The 15,190-nt window shown below is 62.0% G+C and carries 14 protein-coding genes; 10 read left to right on the top strand and 4 right to left on the bottom strand.

The features are described from left to right. The first annotated feature begins 309 nt into the window (after positions 1 to 309). From ACP3TA_RS02275 to dhaM, 4 genes are read left to right on the top strand one after another with little or no spacing between them, the layout of a single operon-like run. On the top strand, positions 310 to 1,410 hold the full coding sequence (locus tag ACP3TA_RS02275; RefSeq protein ID WP_426784490.1) for a glycerol dehydrogenase: 1,101 nt from the start codon (positions 310 to 312) through the stop codon (positions 1,408 to 1,410). A gap of 50 nt (positions 1,411 to 1,460) precedes the next feature. After that, positions 1,461 to 2,531: a dihydroxyacetone kinase subunit DhaK gene (gene dhaK, locus ACP3TA_RS02270; RefSeq protein ID WP_033644603.1), complete on the top strand. Its 1,071-nt coding sequence runs from the start codon at positions 1,461 to 1,463 to the stop codon at positions 2,529 to 2,531. 9 nt (positions 2,532 to 2,540) lie between these two features. Beyond that, positions 2,541 to 3,173, top strand: a complete 633-nt coding sequence (gene dhaL / locus ACP3TA_RS02265; RefSeq protein ID WP_033644604.1) for a dihydroxyacetone kinase subunit DhaL — start codon at positions 2,541 to 2,543, stop codon at positions 3,171 to 3,173. An 11-nt stretch (positions 3,174 to 3,184) separates the two neighbouring features. Beyond that, the gene (gene dhaM, locus ACP3TA_RS02260; RefSeq protein WP_033644605.1) at positions 3,185 to 4,615 is read left to right on the top strand and encodes a dihydroxyacetone kinase phosphoryl donor subunit DhaM; all 1,431 of its coding nucleotides are present in this window, start codon (positions 3,185 to 3,187) and stop codon (positions 4,613 to 4,615) included. On the opposite strand, the gene dhaR is transcribed toward dhaM, so the two are convergent. Both dhaR and hasF read right to left on the bottom strand, forming a co-directional pair. Continuing rightward, complete coding sequence (dhaR, locus tag ACP3TA_RS02255; protein ID WP_151888165.1) at positions 4,612 to 6,561, bottom strand: dihydroxyacetone kinase operon transcriptional regulator DhaR; 1,950 nt, start codon at positions 6,559 to 6,561, stop codon at positions 4,612 to 4,614. The genes dhaM and dhaR overlap by 4 nt on opposite strands. Before the next feature lie 150 nt (positions 6,562 to 6,711). After that, entirely contained in the window at positions 6,712 to 8,229 is a 1,518-nt protein-coding gene (hasF, locus tag ACP3TA_RS02250; protein WP_046687823.1) for a multidrug efflux transporter outer membrane subunit HasF, read from the bottom strand. 347 nt (positions 8,230 to 8,576) lie between these two features. Between hasF and nudF the strand changes: the two genes are divergently transcribed. The 6 genes from nudF to ACP3TA_RS02220 all read left to right on the top strand — a co-directional run bounded on the left by nudF (position 8,577) and on the right by ACP3TA_RS02220 (position 13,994). Further along, positions 8,577 to 9,209 (top strand): ADP-ribose diphosphatase, encoded by a 633-nt coding sequence (nudF, locus tag ACP3TA_RS02245; RefSeq protein ID WP_004937242.1) that lies wholly within the window; start codon positions 8,577 to 8,579, stop codon positions 9,207 to 9,209. Then, positions 9,209 to 9,634 (top strand): DUF1249 family protein, encoded by a 426-nt coding sequence (locus ACP3TA_RS02240; RefSeq protein WP_033651295.1) that lies wholly within the window; start codon positions 9,209 to 9,211, stop codon positions 9,632 to 9,634. Before nudF ends, ACP3TA_RS02240 begins: the two co-directional genes overlap by 1 nt. Before the next feature lie 27 nt (positions 9,635 to 9,661). Further along, positions 9,662 to 10,489, top strand: coding sequence for a 3',5'-cyclic-AMP phosphodiesterase (gene cpdA, locus ACP3TA_RS02235; RefSeq protein ID WP_004937250.1), 828 nt, complete (start codon positions 9,662 to 9,664; stop codon positions 10,487 to 10,489). Continuing rightward, a complete protein-coding gene (gene yqiA / locus ACP3TA_RS02230) occupies positions 10,489 to 11,073 on the top strand; it encodes an esterase YqiA (protein ID WP_004937252.1) in 585 nt (194 codons plus the stop codon). The genes cpdA and yqiA overlap by 1 nt, the downstream gene beginning before the upstream one ends. A gap of 46 nt (positions 11,074 to 11,119) precedes the next feature. Then, a complete protein-coding gene (gene parE, locus ACP3TA_RS02225) occupies positions 11,120 to 13,015 on the top strand; it encodes a DNA topoisomerase IV subunit B (RefSeq protein WP_025304305.1) in 1,896 nt (631 codons plus the stop codon). An 82-nt stretch (positions 13,016 to 13,097) separates the two neighbouring features. After that, the gene (locus ACP3TA_RS02220) at positions 13,098 to 13,994 is read left to right on the top strand and encodes a LysR substrate-binding domain-containing protein (protein ID WP_033651296.1); all 897 of its coding nucleotides are present in this window, start codon (positions 13,098 to 13,100) and stop codon (positions 13,992 to 13,994) included. An 8-nt stretch (positions 13,995 to 14,002) separates the two neighbouring features. Here ACP3TA_RS02220 and ACP3TA_RS02215 read toward each other — a convergent pair whose 3' ends face one another. Next, positions 14,003 to 14,311: a putative quinol monooxygenase gene (locus ACP3TA_RS02215; RefSeq protein ID WP_033644613.1), complete on the bottom strand. Its 309-nt coding sequence runs from the start codon at positions 14,309 to 14,311 to the stop codon at positions 14,003 to 14,005. Between the two features lie 33 nt (positions 14,312 to 14,344). Beyond that, positions 14,345 to 14,926, bottom strand: coding sequence for an NAD(P)H-dependent oxidoreductase (locus ACP3TA_RS02210; RefSeq protein ID WP_171404417.1), 582 nt, complete (start codon positions 14,924 to 14,926; stop codon positions 14,345 to 14,347). Positions 14,927 to 15,190: the final 264 nt, after the last annotated feature.

The following is a 15,190-nucleotide window of genomic DNA, read 5'->3' as shown; positions in this document are numbered from 1 at the left end:
AGTGGCGCTAAGGATAGGGGAAACATGGTCAAAATTAAAGCTGAAACGCCCGCAGAATCCACTCTTTACGCAGTTATACGTTGGGGTGTGCGCCAGTTCGCTTTCGCGGCGAAAAAACGCGCGTTGGCGTTTCATCATGAAACGTTATCGCTATGATGATGTTCCATAATGGAACAAAAATCGCGTGGCTCGCCAGGCGGGCGGCAGACGCTCATAGTCGAAGCACAACAACAAGCCGGCGGCGAAGTCGGCGCGTCATCACCTGATATCTGAACGTTACCATCGCCAACTCCCTACAAGGATCCGGTTATGTTGAGAATCATCCAGTCACCAGGCAAATACATTCAGGGCGCCAATGCGCTGGCCGCCGTCGGCGAATACGCCAAATCCCTCGCCGACCATTATTTCGTGATCGCCGACGACTTCGTGATGCAGTTGGCGGGCGACACCCTGATGGGCAGCCTGCAGCAGCACGGCGTGAAACATCATGCGGCCCGCTTCAACGGCGAGTGCTGCCGTAAAGAGATAGACCGGCTTGGCCGCGAGCTGCAGACCCACGGTTGCCGCGGGGTGATCGGCGTCGGCGGCGGCAAGACGCTCGACACCGCCAAGGCCGTCGCCCACTACCAACGGCTGCCGGTGGTGCTCATTCCCACCATCGCCTCCACCGATGCGCCGACCAGCGCGCTGTCGGTTATCTACACCGAACAGGGCGAATTCGCCGAATACCTGATCTACCCGCGCAACCCGGACATGGTAGTGATGGACAGCGCCATCATCGCCAAAGCGCCGGTGCGCCTGCTGGTAGCCGGCATGGGCGACGCGCTCTCCACCTATTTCGAAGCGCAGGCCTGCTTCGACGCTCAGGCCACCAGCATGGCCGGCGGCAAATCGACGCTGGCGGCGCTCAGTCTGGCGCGGCTGTGCTACGACACGCTGCTGGCCGAAGGGGTGAAGGCCAAGCTGGCGGTCGAGGCCGGCGTGGTGACGGAAGCGGTGGAACGCATCATTGAGGCCAATACGTATCTGAGCGGCATCGGCTTCGAGAGCAGCGGGCTGGCGGCGGCGCACGCCATTCACAACGGTTTCACCGTGCTGGAGGAGTGTCACCACCTGTATCACGGCGAAAAAGTGGCGTTCGGCACCCTGGCGCAGCTGGTGCTGCAGAACAGCCCTATGGCGCAGATTGAAACCGTGCTGGCGTTTTGTCATGGCATCGGCCTGCCGATCACGCTGGCGCAGATGGGCGTTACCGGCGACGTGGCGACGAAGACGATGGCGGTGGCCGAGGCCAGCTGCGCCGCCGGCGAAACCATTCACAACATGCCGTTCAAGGTCACCCCTGCTGGCGTGCAGGCGGCGATCCTGACGGCGGAGCGGCTCGGCGCCGCCTGGCTGCTGCGTCATTGATACCGTTGGGGCGCGGTGCGCCGCGCCCCTGGCTTACAGAGGAAACCATCGTGAAAAAACTGATTAATCAGGTCGAGTCGGTGTTGGAAGAGCAGTTGCAGGGGCTGGCGGAGGCTCATCCCGAGTTGCTGGTGCATGCGGATCCGGCGTTCGTCACCCGCGCCGACGCGCCGGTAGCGGGCAAAGTGGCAATTCTGTCCGGCGGCGGCAGCGGCCACGAGCCGATGCACTGCGGTTTCGTCGGTGAAGGGATGCTCGACGGCGCCTGTCCGGGCGAGATTTTCACCTCGCCGACGCCGGATAAAATGTACGAGTGCGGTCAGGCGATCGACGGCGGCGCCGGGGTACTGCTGCTGATCAAGAACTACACCGGCGACGTGCTCAACTTCGAAACCGCCACCGAGCTGCTGCACGACAGCGGCGTCGCGGTGGCGACGGTGCTGGTGGATGACGACGTGGCGGTCAAGGACAGCCTGTTTACCGCCGGGCGGCGCGGGGTGGCCAACACCGTGCTGATGGAGAAATTGCTGGGCGCCGCCGCGGCGCGCGGCGACGATCTGGACAGCGTGGTGACGCTGGGGCATCGCATCAACAACCACGGGCATTCGATCGGTATCGCGCTGGGCGCCTGTACCGTCCCCGCCGCCGGCAAACCGTCGTTCACCCTGGCGGAGAACGAGATGGAGTTCGGCGTCGGCATTCACGGCGAGCCGGGCATTGCGCGCCGTCCGTTCACCACGCTCAACGCGGCGGTGGATGACATGTTCCATACGCTGATCGACCACGGCCACTATCAGCGCACGATCCGCGTCTGGGATCGCCAACAGGGTGAGTGGCGCGACGAGATGCAGACCAAGCAGCCGCTGACGCGCGGCGATCGGGTGATCGCGTTGGTCAACAACCTGGGCGCCACGCCGCTGTCCGAGCTGTACGGCGTGTACCATCGGCTGGCGGAGCGCTGCGCCGAAGCGGGCATCATCATCGAACGCAACCTGGTGGGCGCGTATTGCACTTCGCTCGATATGCAGGGCGTGTCCATCACGTTGTTGAACGTGGACGACGAACTGTTGTCCTTGTGGGATGCGCCGGTGAAAACGCCTGCGCTGCGTTGGGGTTGCTGAGGAGGAATTATGGCGTTGACCAAACCACAGGTCGTCGATTGGCTGATGCGTTGCGGCGAAGTGTTCAGCCGAGAGCGCGATTTTCTTACCCAACTGGACACCGAGATCGGCGATGCCGACCACGGCCTGAACATGAATCGCGGTTTCAATAAGGTGGTGGAAAAGCTGCCGTCGGTGGCGGACAAGGATATCGGCTTTATCCTGAAAAACACCGGCATGACGCTGCTGTCGAGCGTAGGCGGCGCCAGCGGTCCGCTGTTCGGCACCTTCTTCATCCGCGCGGCGCAGGCGGCGAACGCCAAGCAAAGCCTGGATCTGGCGGAGCTGCATCAAATGATGCAGGAAGGGGTGGAAGGCGTGGTGATGCGCGGCAAGGCGGAGCCGGGCGACAAGACCATGTGCGATGCCTGGTGGCCGGTGGTGGAAAGCCTCGGCCAGTCCGCGCAGCAGAACCTGAGCGTGGCGGAGGCGCTGCAGCGCGCCGCCGACAGCGCCGAGCGGGCGGTGGAGAGCACCATCACCATGCAGGCGCGCAAGGGGCGGGCCAGTTACCTGGGCGAGCGCAGCATCGGCCACCAGGATCCCGGCGCCACTTCGGTGATGCTGATGATGAAAACGCTGGCCGAGGTCGCCGGCAGTTAGCAGGAGGCGAGATGATTAATATCGTGGTGGTGTCGCACAGCGCGTTGCTGGCGCGCGGCGTTGAGCAACTGGCGCGGCAGATGATGCGCGGCGACGGCTGCAAGTTGGCGCTGGCGGCGGGCGTGGATGACGAGGAGCACCCGATCGGTACCGACGCGGTCAACGTCATGGAGGCGATCGAAGCGGTCGCCGACGGCGATGGCATTCTGGTGCTGATGGATCTGGGCAGCGCGCTGCTCAGTGCCGAAACCGCGCTCGATCTGCTGGATCCGGAGTTGGCCGCCAAGGTGCGGCTGTGCGCCGCGCCGCTGATCGAAGGCACGCTGGCGGCGGTGGTGGCCGCCAACTCCGGCGCTTCGCTGGAGCAGGTGGTGGCGGAGGCGCAGGGGGCGCTGCAGGCCAAGCAGGCGCAATTGGGCGAGGCTTCACCGGCCGCGAAGCGCGCGGCCTTGCCGCTGGCGCAGGGCAAAAGCGCAACCTGGACGGTGCAGAACCCGCACGGACTGCACGCGCGCCCGGCGGCGCGGCTGGTCGAAGCGCTGGCGCCGTTCAAGGCTGAGCTGGTGCTGGAAAAACAGGGGCAGTGCGTCGATCCGCGCAGCCTCAATCAGCTGGCGCTGCTGCAGGTGCGCCACGGCGACACCATCCGTTTGATCGCCGACGGCGCGCAGGCGGACGAGGCGCTGGCGGCGTTCAAAACGCTGGCGGAGCAGCATTTCGGCGAGACGGTCTCCGAGCGGCAGCAGCCTTCGCTGCACGGCATTCCGGTGGCGGAAAGCGTCACCAGCGGGCCGGTGTTCCAGGCCCGCAGTGTCTGGCCGTCAGCCGCCGAGCGCCGGATCGGCGCGGACGAGGTGTTGGGCGAACAGCAACGCCTGCGGGAGGCGCTGCAGCACACGTTGAGCGATCTCAACCGGCTGGCGGAGCGCACCGGCACGCTGATCGGCAAGCCGCAGGCGGCTATCTTCGGCGCCCACAGCATGCTGCTGGACGATCCGGATCTGCAGCAGGCGGCTTACACCCGCATTGCGCAGCAGTTGTGCAGCGCCGAGCAGGCTTGGCGGCAGGTGCTGGAGGCGATCGCCGAAGAGTACCGCGAGTTGGATGACGACTACATGCGGGCGCGCGAACTGGACGTGCGCGACATGCTGCGCCGCACGCTGTGCCACCTGCAGGGGCAGCCGCTGCCGACCATTGCGCTCGCAGAGCCGTCAATACTGGTGATGGATGAGCTGATGCCCTCAGAGGTAGTGATGCTGGATCGCCGACTGGTGCTCGGCATCTGCCTGAGCGGCGGCAATGCCCTCTCGCACAGCGCCATTCTGGCGAAGGCGATGGGCATTCCGATGGTGGTCGGCATGCAGGATTGCCTGAGCAAAACCCGCAGCGGCCAGAAGGCGATGCTGGACGCCGCGCGTGGGGTGTTGCAGCTCAGCCACTAGGCGCGCAGCTTGAACTGGCGGATGTCGATCCCGTGTTGTTTGATCTTCCGCCACAGCGTGGTGCGGCCGATGCCCAGCAACTGCGCCATTTCCGTCAGTTGGCCGCGGCTGACGGTCGCCGCCCGCAGGATCGCCTGGCGCTCCATGTCCGTCAGCGTCAACAGCGGCGCGCCGGGCTGCGGATCGCTTTCCAGCAGCGACGGTTGGCCGAGCAGGTGCGCCGGCAGGTCCGCCAGCTGGATGTGGTGGCCGTGGCAAATCATTGCCGCGCGCTCCACCACCCCTTTCAGTTCCAAATCGTTGCCCGGCCACAGATAGAGCGCCAGCTGAGCCATCACCTCGTCATCCACCCGGAAGCGACACTGAAAATGTTGCTCCAGCGTGCGCAGATGGTGTTTGACCAGCAGCGGAATATCGCTCAGCCGCTGACGCAGCGGCGGGATTTGGATCTCGAACGCCTGCAGGCTGTAAAACAGCTGGCGGCGGAAGCGGTTTTGCTGCACCAGCAGCGGCAGGTCGGCGGCGCTGCTGGCGATCACCCGCACATCGACCGGGATCACCCGGCTGGAATTGAGGCGGATCACCACGCCGGTTTTCAGCACCTGCAGCAGCGCCGACTGCATCTCCGCCGGCAGGTATTCGATCTGTTCCAGGTACAGCGTGCCGCCGTTAGCCAATTCGAATTTACTGAGCTGGCCCGCCTCTTCTTCGCTGGCGTCGCTGCCCAGCAGCTCACGCAGCCCCTGCGCCTGCGGCAGCAGTTGGCAGTTGAGGGCGATATACGGCCCGGCGGCGCGTTCGCCGGCGTTGTGGATAGCCTGGCTGAGCAGCTCTTTGCCAACGCCTTCTTCTCCGCGCAACAGGATCGGATGCTGGCCTTTGGCCGCCTGCTGCCCGTAACGGATCAGTCGCCGCATTTCCAGCGAGGCGGAAGGCATCTGTTCGAAGCTGTGGCTGACGCGCCCCAGCTGGCTGCTGACATATTGGCGCAGCCGTTCGAGCGGGTGCAGCAGGGCGATGAAACTGCAGCGATCGCCGTCGAAAATCGGCTTGAGCGTCAGCAAGGCGGCGATAAACTGCCGCTGGCTTTCGAAGGTGACTTCGACGTGTTGCAGCGGTTGGCGATCGGCGATGGCGCGCTTGAGCAGCGCGGGCAGCGTCAACAGCTGCGCCAACGGTTTGCCCTGGCTCTGCTGTTCGTCCAGCTTCAGCAGGCCGGCGGCGCGTTGGTTGATGTATTGCAGGTAGCCGCGGTGATCCCAGGCCATGACGCCGTCGTCGACGCCGTCCAGCAGGCCGTAAAGCTGATTCAGATGGCGGTTGGATTCCGCCAGCAGGCCGTCGGCGTTCAGCGAGTTGCCGATTTCGCGGGCGATGGCCAGCGTCAGCGACAGATCGCCGGCGGCGCAGTCGGCCAGCAGGCAGCCCAGCGCGATCGAGCCGCGCTGGCGGCCGCTGTTGTCGTAGACCGGCGTGGCGCAGAACGACCAGCCGTGCAGCGCTCGGCGCACGTGTTCTTTACCGCTCACCCGCACCGGGTGGCCTTCCGCCGCCGCCAGCGCCGGGGCATTGGTGCCTATCTGCCCTTCGGCCCAGTAAGCGCCGGGGGCGAATCCCAGTTGCTGCAGATGCTCCCAGGTTTGGGCGTCGCCGCAGCGCCACAGCATGCAGCCGCTCTCATCGAGGATCATCAGCAGGCAACGCCGCGGCTCCATGTATTCACAGGCGTCTTCCAGCGCCGCCTGGCCGAGCGTCAGCAGATCGTTCTTGCGGCGGCAAATCGATTCGAAGGTGGCGCCCTGCGCACGGTGCGGCGCTTGCCAGACATCGGGCTGCATCAGGCTGCGGCAACGCAGCCAGGAGGCGTACACCGCCGGCGTCGGGCGCAGCGGCGGCGGCAGTTCGCCGTCGTTAATCAGTTGCTGCCAACGTGAATCGTTGTCCATCGAACCTCATCCAACTGCGAAAACGAGAGTGACGATGATATCACCTGGCGCAGCGGCGGCTGTGAGGCGGCGGGCAGAAGCGGGGAAAATCGGGACAAAAAAAACGGGGCGCGGCGCAGGCCGGACCCCGTGTTTATCAGCGTGCGGACATCAGTTGCGGAATGGGTTGCCGCTGTGGCGAGCCGGTTGGCTGGTGGTAACGGCCGGCGCGGATGCGCGAGTGGCCGCCGGTGCCGGCGCCGCAGTCTGTTGCATCGGCGCATTGTCCTGATAACCGTCCGCATAGGCGTCCTGCGCGCGGTTTTGCGGTGCGACGGCGTCAGGCGCGGTCGATACCGGCTTGCCCAACGCGCCGTTCAGCAGCAGCAGATCGTTCTGGTTCAGCGTGCCGAGCGCCGACTTGATGTTCAGCTGGTTGATCAAATAGGTATAACGCGCATCGGACAGCTGACGTTTGGCGTTATACAGCGTGGTGGTGGCGTCCAGCACATCGACGATGGTGCGGGTACCGACCTGATAACCGGCTTCCATCGCGTCCAGGGAGCTCTGTGCGGAGATCACCGCCTGTTTGTAGGCGTTGATGCTGCTGATCGAAGCGTTAACGTTGTTGAACGATGAACGCACGGTCTGCACCACGCTGCGGTGAGCGCTTTCCAGCTGCTCGCTGGCGCCGACAAAGCCGTACTGCGCTTGTTTAACCTGCGAGTTGGTCGCGCCGCCGCTGTACAGCGGCAGGTTGAAGCTGATGCCCACTTTATTTTGGCCCGCATCGGAGTCGCTGTAGCGTGCGGCATTCGCGCCGCCGGTGTTTGAGCCGTTGTATTTGGTATTGCTGATGCCGGTTGACGCGCTGACGTCAATCGTCGGCATATAGCCGGTCTGTGCGGCGCGGATCTGTTCGCGCGCCAGATCTTGGCTCAGGCGGGCGGACAGCAGGCTCAGGTTGCGCGCCTCCGCTTCTTTCAGCAGGTTGTTCACCGCTTCCGGGCGCTGGGTGCTGAAGCGATCGGTATTCAGCGAGGCCAGCTCCGGGTAGAAGGCCCCGGTCACCTGGCGCAGCGTTTCCAGCGCGTTATCCAGATCGTTGCGGGCGGAGACTTCGGCCGCCAGCACGGTGTCATAGTTCGAGCGGGCGTTCTGCACGTCGGTGATCGCCACCAGGCCCACGTTGAAGCGTTGGGTGGTTTGATCCAGCGTGCGGTACACCGCGTCTTTCTGCGCCTGGGTGTACGACAGCGTGTCGATCGCCTTCAGCACGTTAAAGTAGGCGGTGGCGGTGTTGAGAATCAGCGACTGCTCTGCGGTCTGGAAGGTGACGTCGGAGATGCCGGCGCTCTTTTCCTGCAGCGTCAGCTGGCGCCATTTCGACATGTCGAAGAGGGTCTGCGTCAATGCCAGCGAACCGCTGGTGACGTTGCTGTTAACGCCATTGCTGTCACGATAACCGTTGGTGTAATCGTAACCTGCGGTTAAACCGAGCTGCGGCAGCAGCGGGCTGCGCGCTTCATTGATCTTTTCGAATGCGGCGTCGCGGTCAGCAGCACTTTTGCGCAGATCCGGGTTACTTTCCCTGGCCTGTTTGTAGACCTGCAGCAGGTTCTCTGCCTGGCTCATTGCACTGAAGCCGCCCAGGCTCAGTCCGATAAGAAGGGGGAGCAGTTTCTTCATTTGCATTCCTTGTTGTGCAGCAATATTGCTATGTTAGCGCTGACGATAGACGAAATAGTTGCCGATTCTAGCAGAGTCTGCGGTACGCATCAGGTGGCTGAATGTGCCATCTCACGTAACTTTTACCTTTCAGACCGCCCATTTACCTTGGCGTACTGCCCGGGCCGACTGCAGCTGATATTATGGCTGACAATCAGGATTGTTTCCCGCTATTACCCGCGAGCGCACAAACGCGCCGCGTCCGGCGGCGAAAAACAGCCTAACATAAAGCGGCGGCGGTGAGACCCGCTGTTTCTGTCATCAAAACCGTTTATTTTATCGGCATACTCACGCAGGAGAATTCGCGCATGAACCGTTCGCAGCCGTCACCCGTCACCTTCGATAAAAAAGATGTAGAAATTATTGCACGCGAGACGCTGTACCGTGGTTTTTTTTCACTCAATTTATACCGGTTTCGCCATCGCTTGTTCAATGGCGAAATGAGTCCTGAAATCACGCGTGAAATTTTCGAGCGCGGCCATGCGGCGGTGCTGCTGCCCTACGACCCGGTGCGCGATGAAGTGGTGCTGATTGAACAACTGCGCATCGCCGCGGTCGATACCAGTAATTCGCCCTGGCTGCTGGAAATGGTGGCGGGTATGATCGAAACCGGCGAAAGCGTCGAAGACGTGTGCCGCCGCGAAGCGCAGGAAGAAGCCGGCGTGGTGGTCGGGCGCTGCAAGCCGGTGCTGAGCTATCTGGCCAGCCCCGGCGGCACCAGCGAACGCTTGTCGATCATGGTCGGCGAGGTAGACGCCGGCACCGCCGAAGGCATCCACGGCCTGGCGGAAGAGCATGAAGATATTCGCGTCCACGTGGTCAGCCGCGAGCAGGCTTACCGCTGGGTGGAAGAGGGCGCGATCGATAACGCCGCATCAGTGATTGCATTGCAATGGCTGGCGTTGCACCATGAATCGTTGAGAAAAGAGTGGGCCAACTAATGAAACAGCGCTATACCCCTGATTTCCCCGAAATGATGAGATTGTGCGAAACCAACTTCGCGCAATTGCGCCGCTTGCTGCCGCGCAACGACGAAGCGGGCGAAACGGTGACTTATCAGGTGAACGGCGCTAGCTATCGTTTGACCATTGTTGAGTCCACGCGTTACACGTCGCTGGTGGAGATCGAGCAGATCTTTCCGGCGGTCAGCTACTGGAGCCTGCCCGCGATGACGGTGCGGTTATACCATGACGCCATGGTTGCGGAAGTGTGTTCCAGTCAGCAGATCTACCGCTTTAAAGCGCGTTATGATTATCCTAATAAAAAGTTGCATCAACGCGACGAAAAGCATCAAATTAACCAGTTTCTTGCTGATTGGCTGCGCTACTGTTTGGCGCATGGAGCGATGGCGGTTCCGGTTTGTTAGACAGACTGAAATAACAAAGGACACCATTTGGAAAGCCTGTTTAAACTGCCCGTGGCGAGTGGGGCCGCGGTCAGGATTCTACAAATAACAGATACCCACCTTTTTGCCGGCGAACACGAGACGTTGCTCGGCATCAATACCTATCGCAGCTATCACGCGGTGCTGGACGCCATTCAGGCGCAGCGCCGCGATGTCGATTTGATCGTCGCCACGGGAGATTTGGCGCAGGATCATTCGCAGGAGGCGTACCGCCACTTCGCCGCCGGCATCGCGCAACTGCCGGCCCCGTGCGTGTGGCTGCCGGGCAACCACGATTTCCAACCGGCGATGGTCGACGCGTTGGCCGCCGCCGGCATCGCCCCTTCCAAGCAGGTGCTGCTGGGCGATAACTGGCAGGTGCTGATGTTGGACAGCCAGGTGTTCGGCGTACCGCACGGCGAGCTGAGCGAATACCAGCTCGAGTGGATGGAGCGCTGCCTGCAGGCGCACCCCGAGCGTTACACGCTGTTGCTGCTGCACCACCATCCGCTGCCTTCCGGCTGCACCTGGCTCGATCAGCACAGCCTGCGCAACCCGCATATGCTGGGCGCGATCCTGTTGCGCTACCCGAAGGTGAATACCGTGGTGTGCGGTCATATTCACCAGGATCTGGATCTGGAATGGCAGGGCCGGCGTCTGTTGGCGACGCCGTCCACCTGCGTGCAATTCAAGCCGCACTGCACTAACTTTACCATCGACGACGTCTCCCCCGGCTGGCGTTACCTCGATCTGCTGCCGGACGGCCGCGTCGAGACGCAGGTGTTCCGCCTGGAAAACGACGATTTCCGCCCCGATATGGACTCGGATGGATACTGATGCCTTCGACACTGCTCTACCTGCACGGTTTCAACAGCTCGCCGCAGTCGGCCAAGGCGGTGGCCTTCAAGGCCTGGCTGGCCGAACACCATCCCGCTATCGAGATGCTGGTGCCGCAGCTGCCGGCCTTTCCGGCGGAGGCCGCCGAGATGCTGGAAAATCTGGTGTTGGAACGCGCCGGACAAACGCTCGGATTGGTGGGGTCCTCGCTGGGCGGCTATTACGCCACCTGGCTGTCGCAGTGTTTTTCGCTGCCGGCGGTGGTGGTCAACCCGGCGGTCAAGCCGTTTGAGCTGCTGGTCGACTATCTCGGCGCCAACGAGAACCCCTACACCGGCCAGCAATATGTGTTAGAGTCTCGTCACGTTTACGATCTGAAAGTGATGCAGATCGATCCTTTGGAGTCGCCGGATTTAATCTGGCTGCTGCAGCAAACGGGCGATGAAATTCTCGATTACGGCCAGGCAGTGGCGTATTACACCGCGTGTCGGCAAACGGTGGAGTCGGGTGGAAACCACGCCTTCGTCGGTTTCGAGCACTACTTCCCCCAGATTGTGGATTTTTTAGGGCTAAACGCGGTCTGACGGACCGTTCCGGCACCTCCCTTTAACCACGAAAAAATAATCAACGATGACTCAATCCAGCTATAACGCTGATGCCATTGAAGTACTCAGCGGTCTAGAACCAGTGCGCCGTCGTCCCGGCATGTATACCGACACGACGCGCCCAAACCACCTCGGCCAAGAGGTGATCGATAACAGCGTCGACGAAGCGTTGGCCGGACACGCCAAGCGTATCGACGTGATCCTGCACGCCGATCAGTCGCTGGAAGTGATCGACGACGGCCGCGGCATGCCGGTGGACATCCACCCGGAAGAGGGCGTGCCGGCGGTTGAGTTGATCCTGTGCCGACTGCACGCCGGCGGTAAATTCTCGAATAAAAACTACCAGTTCTCCGGCGGCCTGCACGGCGTTGGGATCTCGGTGGTCAACGCCCTGTCGAAGCGGGTGGAAGTCAACGTGCGCCGCGACGGCAACGTCTACGGCATCGCCTTCGAAAACGGCGACAAAGTGCAAGATCTGACGGTGACCGGCACCTGCGGCAAACGCAACACCGGCACCAGCGTGCACTTCTGGCCGGACGAACAGTTCTTCGACAGCCCGCGTTTCTCGGTGTCGCGCCTCACTCACCTGCTGAAAGCCAAAGCGGTGCTGTGCCCCGGCGTTGAGATCTATTTTATCGACAAGGTGAACAACACCGAGCAGCGCTGGTGCTACCAGGACGGCCTGACCGACTACCTGATGGAAGCGGTTAACGGCCTGATCACCCTGCCGGAAGCGCCGTTCGTCGGCAATTTCGCCGGTGATACCGAAGCGGTGGACTGGGCGCTGCTGTGGCTGCCGGAAGGCGGCGAGCTGCTGACCGAAAGCTACGTCAACCTGATCCCGACCATGCAGGGCGGCACCCATGTCAATGGCCTGCGTCAGGGGCTGCTGGACGCGATGCGCGAGTTCTGCGAATTCCGCAACATCCTGCCGCGCGGCGTGAAGCTGTCGGCGGAGGATATTTGGGATCGCTGCGCTTACGTGCTGTCGGTGAAGATGCAGGATCCGCAGTTCGCCGGGCAGACCAAAGAGCGTCTCTCTTCGCGTCAGTGCGCGGCCTTCGTTTCCGGCGTGGTGAAAGATGCCTTCAGCCTGTGGCTGAACCAGAACGTTCAGGCGGCGGAACAGCTGGCCGAGCTGGCGATTTCCAGCGCCCAACGCCGTCTGCGCGCCGCCAAGAAAGTGGTGCGCAAGAAGCTGACCAGCGGGCCGGCGCTGCCGGGCAAGCTGGCGGACTGCACCTCGCAGGATCTGGCCATGACCGAACTGTTCCTGGTGGAAGGGGACTCCGCGGGCGGATCGGCCAAGCAGGCGCGCGATCGCGAATATCAGGCGATCATGCCGCTGAAGGGCAAGATCCTGAATACCTGGGAAGTCTCCTCGGACGAAGTGCTGGCCTCGCAGGAAGTGCATGACATTTCCGTGGCGATCGGCATCGATCCGGACAGCGAAGATCTCAGCCAGTTGCGCTACGGCAAAATCTGCATCCTGGCGGATGCGGACTCCGACGGCCTGCACATCGCTACGCTGCTGTGCGCGCTGTTCGTGCGCCACTTCCGTTCGCTGGTGAAAGGCGGGCACGTTTATGTGGCCATGCCGCCGCTGTACCGCATCGATCTCGGTAAAGAGGTGTTCTACGCGCTGGATGAAGAAGAGAAAGCCGGCGTGCTGGAACAGCTGAAGCGCAAGAAAGGCAAGCCGAACGTCCAGCGCTTTAAAGGGCTGGGCGAGATGAACCCGCTGCAGCTGCGCGAAACCACCCTCGATCCGAACACCCGCCGTCTGGTGCAATTGACGGTCGCGGAAGATGATGTCGATCAGACGCTGGCGGTGATGGACATGCTGTTGGCCAAGAAGCGTTCGGAAGATCGCCGCAACTGGCTGCAAGACAAGGGCGACATGGCCGAATTGGCGGTCTGAGCCTGACCCTGGCCCGGTGAAACACCGGGCCGGCTTTCCCGCAGGGCGTTCATGCGGCGCCCGATAACCTGGGCCGGAATGCATGAAGATCACGCTCGAAGAATTGCTGGCGTTCACTTCGGTGGTCGACAGCGGTTCCATCACCGCCGCCGCCGATCAGCTCGGCCAGACGACTTCCGGCATCAGCCGCGCGCTCAGCCGCCTGGAGAATAAGCTAGATACCACCCTGATGCGCCGCACTACGCGTCGCCTGGAGCTGACCGAAGAGGGGCAAAGCTTCCTGAGCCATGCGCGTACGATCATCAACTCGGTGGAAAATGCCGAAGAACAAATGGCGGTGCGCCGGCAGATGCCGGCCGGGCGACTGCGGATCAATGCGGCTGCGCCTTTTATGGAGCACGTCATCGTGCCGCTGGTGGCAGGGTTCAGGGAACGTTATCCGCAAATTTCGCTCGAGCTGAACACCGACAATCTGATCATCGATCTGCTGGAAAAACGTACGGATATCGCCATTCGCATCGGCGCGTTGCGCGATTCGACCATTCATGCGCGCGCGCTGGGCGCCAGCCGGTTGCGCATCCTCGCCAGCCCGGCTTATCTGCAGAAGCACGGCACGCCGCAGAGCGTGGAGGCGTTGCACCGGCATTGTCTGCTCGGTTTTACCCAGCCGGAATCGCTGAACCAATGGCCGTTGCGCTATCGCCAGGCGCCGCATTTCGCCATCACGCCGACGATCTCGGCGTCCAGCGGTGAAACGCTGCGGCAATTGGCGCTGCGGGGCGAGGGGATCGTACAGCTGGCAGACTTTATGACCCGACGCGATCGGGAAGCGGGCAAGTTGGTGACGTTGCTGGAGCAGGAGACGCTGGACGTGCGCCAGCCGATTAATGCGGTGTATTACCGCAATACGCAATTGGCGGCGCGCATCACCTGTTTTCTTGACTACGTCAGCGCGCACATCGACGCGCAGACGTTATAAGGCGGAGCTTACAGGGCGTTTTCCAGGATGTAGATCTCGGTGTCCAGCACGCTGTCTTTGAGGGTGTCGCGGTGTTTGAGCATGTGCTCAATGGCCAGATGTTTTTCCAGATGCGCCATGCTTTCCCATTTCTCCAGCATGAACACCGAATCCGGCGACCGCTTCTGCCACGGCGCCTGGGTATTGCTGTCGACCATCGGCGTGTATTCGCCGCAACCCTCTTCCGCCAGCACCAGCGGCACCAGCTTTTCAATGGCTTGCAGTACGGTGGCGCGGTGGCCGGGTTTCACTTTGATTTCTGCGATTACGGTGATCATGCTTACCTCGTTGATGAGTATGTTCTGCGTCAGTTAAGCAAAAATTTTCGCCAGATGCTCGCGATAACGTGCGATGTCCGCTTCGATATCCGGTTGTTTTATCACGTCATTGCAGATAAAGGTCGGCAGCGCTTCCATTCCCAGGAACTGGTTGGCCTTGTGGAAGTGCAGGTAAACGCCGTCGACGCCGACGCCGTGGAAGAACTGATCGGGATCGGTGAAGGCCTCCAGCGGGGCGTTCCAGGTCAGGCTCAGCAGGTATTTTTTGCCCTGGATCAGGCCGCCGGAGCCATATTTTTTGCCGGCGTCGGCGCGGGTGCGGCCGTCGCTGGCATACAGGCTGCCGTGACCGGCGGTGAACACTTCATCGATGTATTTTTTCAGGATCCAGGGTTCGCCCATCCACCAGCCCGGCATCTGGTAGATGACCGCGTCGGCCCACAGGTATTTCTTTACCTCGGCTTCGATGTCATAACCGTCGTCGACCACGGTGACCTGCACATCGTGCTGCAGATCGCGCAGGAAGCTTTCCGCCACGTCGCTCAGGGTTTGGTTGAGTTCGCCGTTAGAATGGCCGAATTGTTTTTTAGCGTTGATAATCAGGATATTGCTCATCTTTCGCGGCTCCCGTCAGAGTTAAGATATGGCATGCTTCCCGCCGAAAAGGCGGAAACCATCTCGCTGGCGACGAGTGTAATCGTTAGGCAGGCAAGTAAAAATGCGATCCAGCGCACAACAGTGTTGACTGCCAGTCAATAAACGGGCCGCCAGACAGCGAAATTTTGCATAAACCGCAGCGCGCAACCGGCCGCCGCCGGCGATCCTTGCGCCAACTGTGACAGCCACCCTGCAGATGGGTTACTATCGCGGGCAGAATCG

The sequence above is a fragment of the Serratia sp. 2C06 genome, assembly GCF_050037615.1.
Lineage (GTDB): Bacteria > Pseudomonadota > Gammaproteobacteria > Enterobacterales > Enterobacteriaceae > Serratia > Serratia ureilytica.
The sequence above is the reverse complement of the archived record's forward strand: the minus strand, read 5'-3'. Positions and strand labels throughout refer to the sequence as shown.

What these genes read in the sequence shown, in the direction of transcription:
- ACP3TA_RS02275 (WP_426784490.1), top strand. Translation starts at nt 310, where the DNA reads ATGTTGAGAATCATCCAGTCACCAGGCAAATACATTCAGGGCGCCAAT.
- dhaL (WP_033644604.1), top strand. Translation starts at nt 2,541, where the DNA reads ATGGCGTTGACCAAACCACAGGTCGTCGATTGGCTGATGCGTTGCGGC.
- dhaM (WP_033644605.1), top strand. Translation starts at nt 3,185, where the DNA reads ATGATTAATATCGTGGTGGTGTCGCACAGCGCGTTGCTGGCGCGCGGC.
- dhaR (WP_151888165.1), bottom strand. Translation starts at nt 6,561, where the DNA reads ATGGACAACGATTCACGTTGGCAGCAACTGATTAACGACGGCGAACTG.
- hasF (WP_046687823.1), bottom strand. Translation starts at nt 8,229, where the DNA reads ATGAAGAAACTGCTCCCCCTTCTTATCGGACTGAGCCTGGGCGGCTTC.
- nudF (WP_004937242.1), top strand. Translation starts at nt 8,577, where the DNA reads ATGAACCGTTCGCAGCCGTCACCCGTCACCTTCGATAAAAAAGATGTA.
- ACP3TA_RS02240 (WP_033651295.1), top strand. Translation starts at nt 9,209, where the DNA reads ATGAAACAGCGCTATACCCCTGATTTCCCCGAAATGATGAGATTGTGC.
- yqiA (WP_004937252.1), top strand. Translation starts at nt 10,489, where the DNA reads ATGCCTTCGACACTGCTCTACCTGCACGGTTTCAACAGCTCGCCGCAG.
- parE (WP_025304305.1), top strand. Translation starts at nt 11,120, where the DNA reads ATGACTCAATCCAGCTATAACGCTGATGCCATTGAAGTACTCAGCGGT.
- ACP3TA_RS02220 (WP_033651296.1), top strand. Translation starts at nt 13,098, where the DNA reads ATGAAGATCACGCTCGAAGAATTGCTGGCGTTCACTTCGGTGGTCGAC.
- ACP3TA_RS02215 (WP_033644613.1), bottom strand. Translation starts at nt 14,311, where the DNA reads ATGATCACCGTAATCGCAGAAATCAAAGTGAAACCCGGCCACCGCGCC.
- ACP3TA_RS02210 (WP_171404417.1), bottom strand. Translation starts at nt 14,926, where the DNA reads ATGAGCAATATCCTGATTATCAACGCTAAAAAACAATTCGGCCATTCT.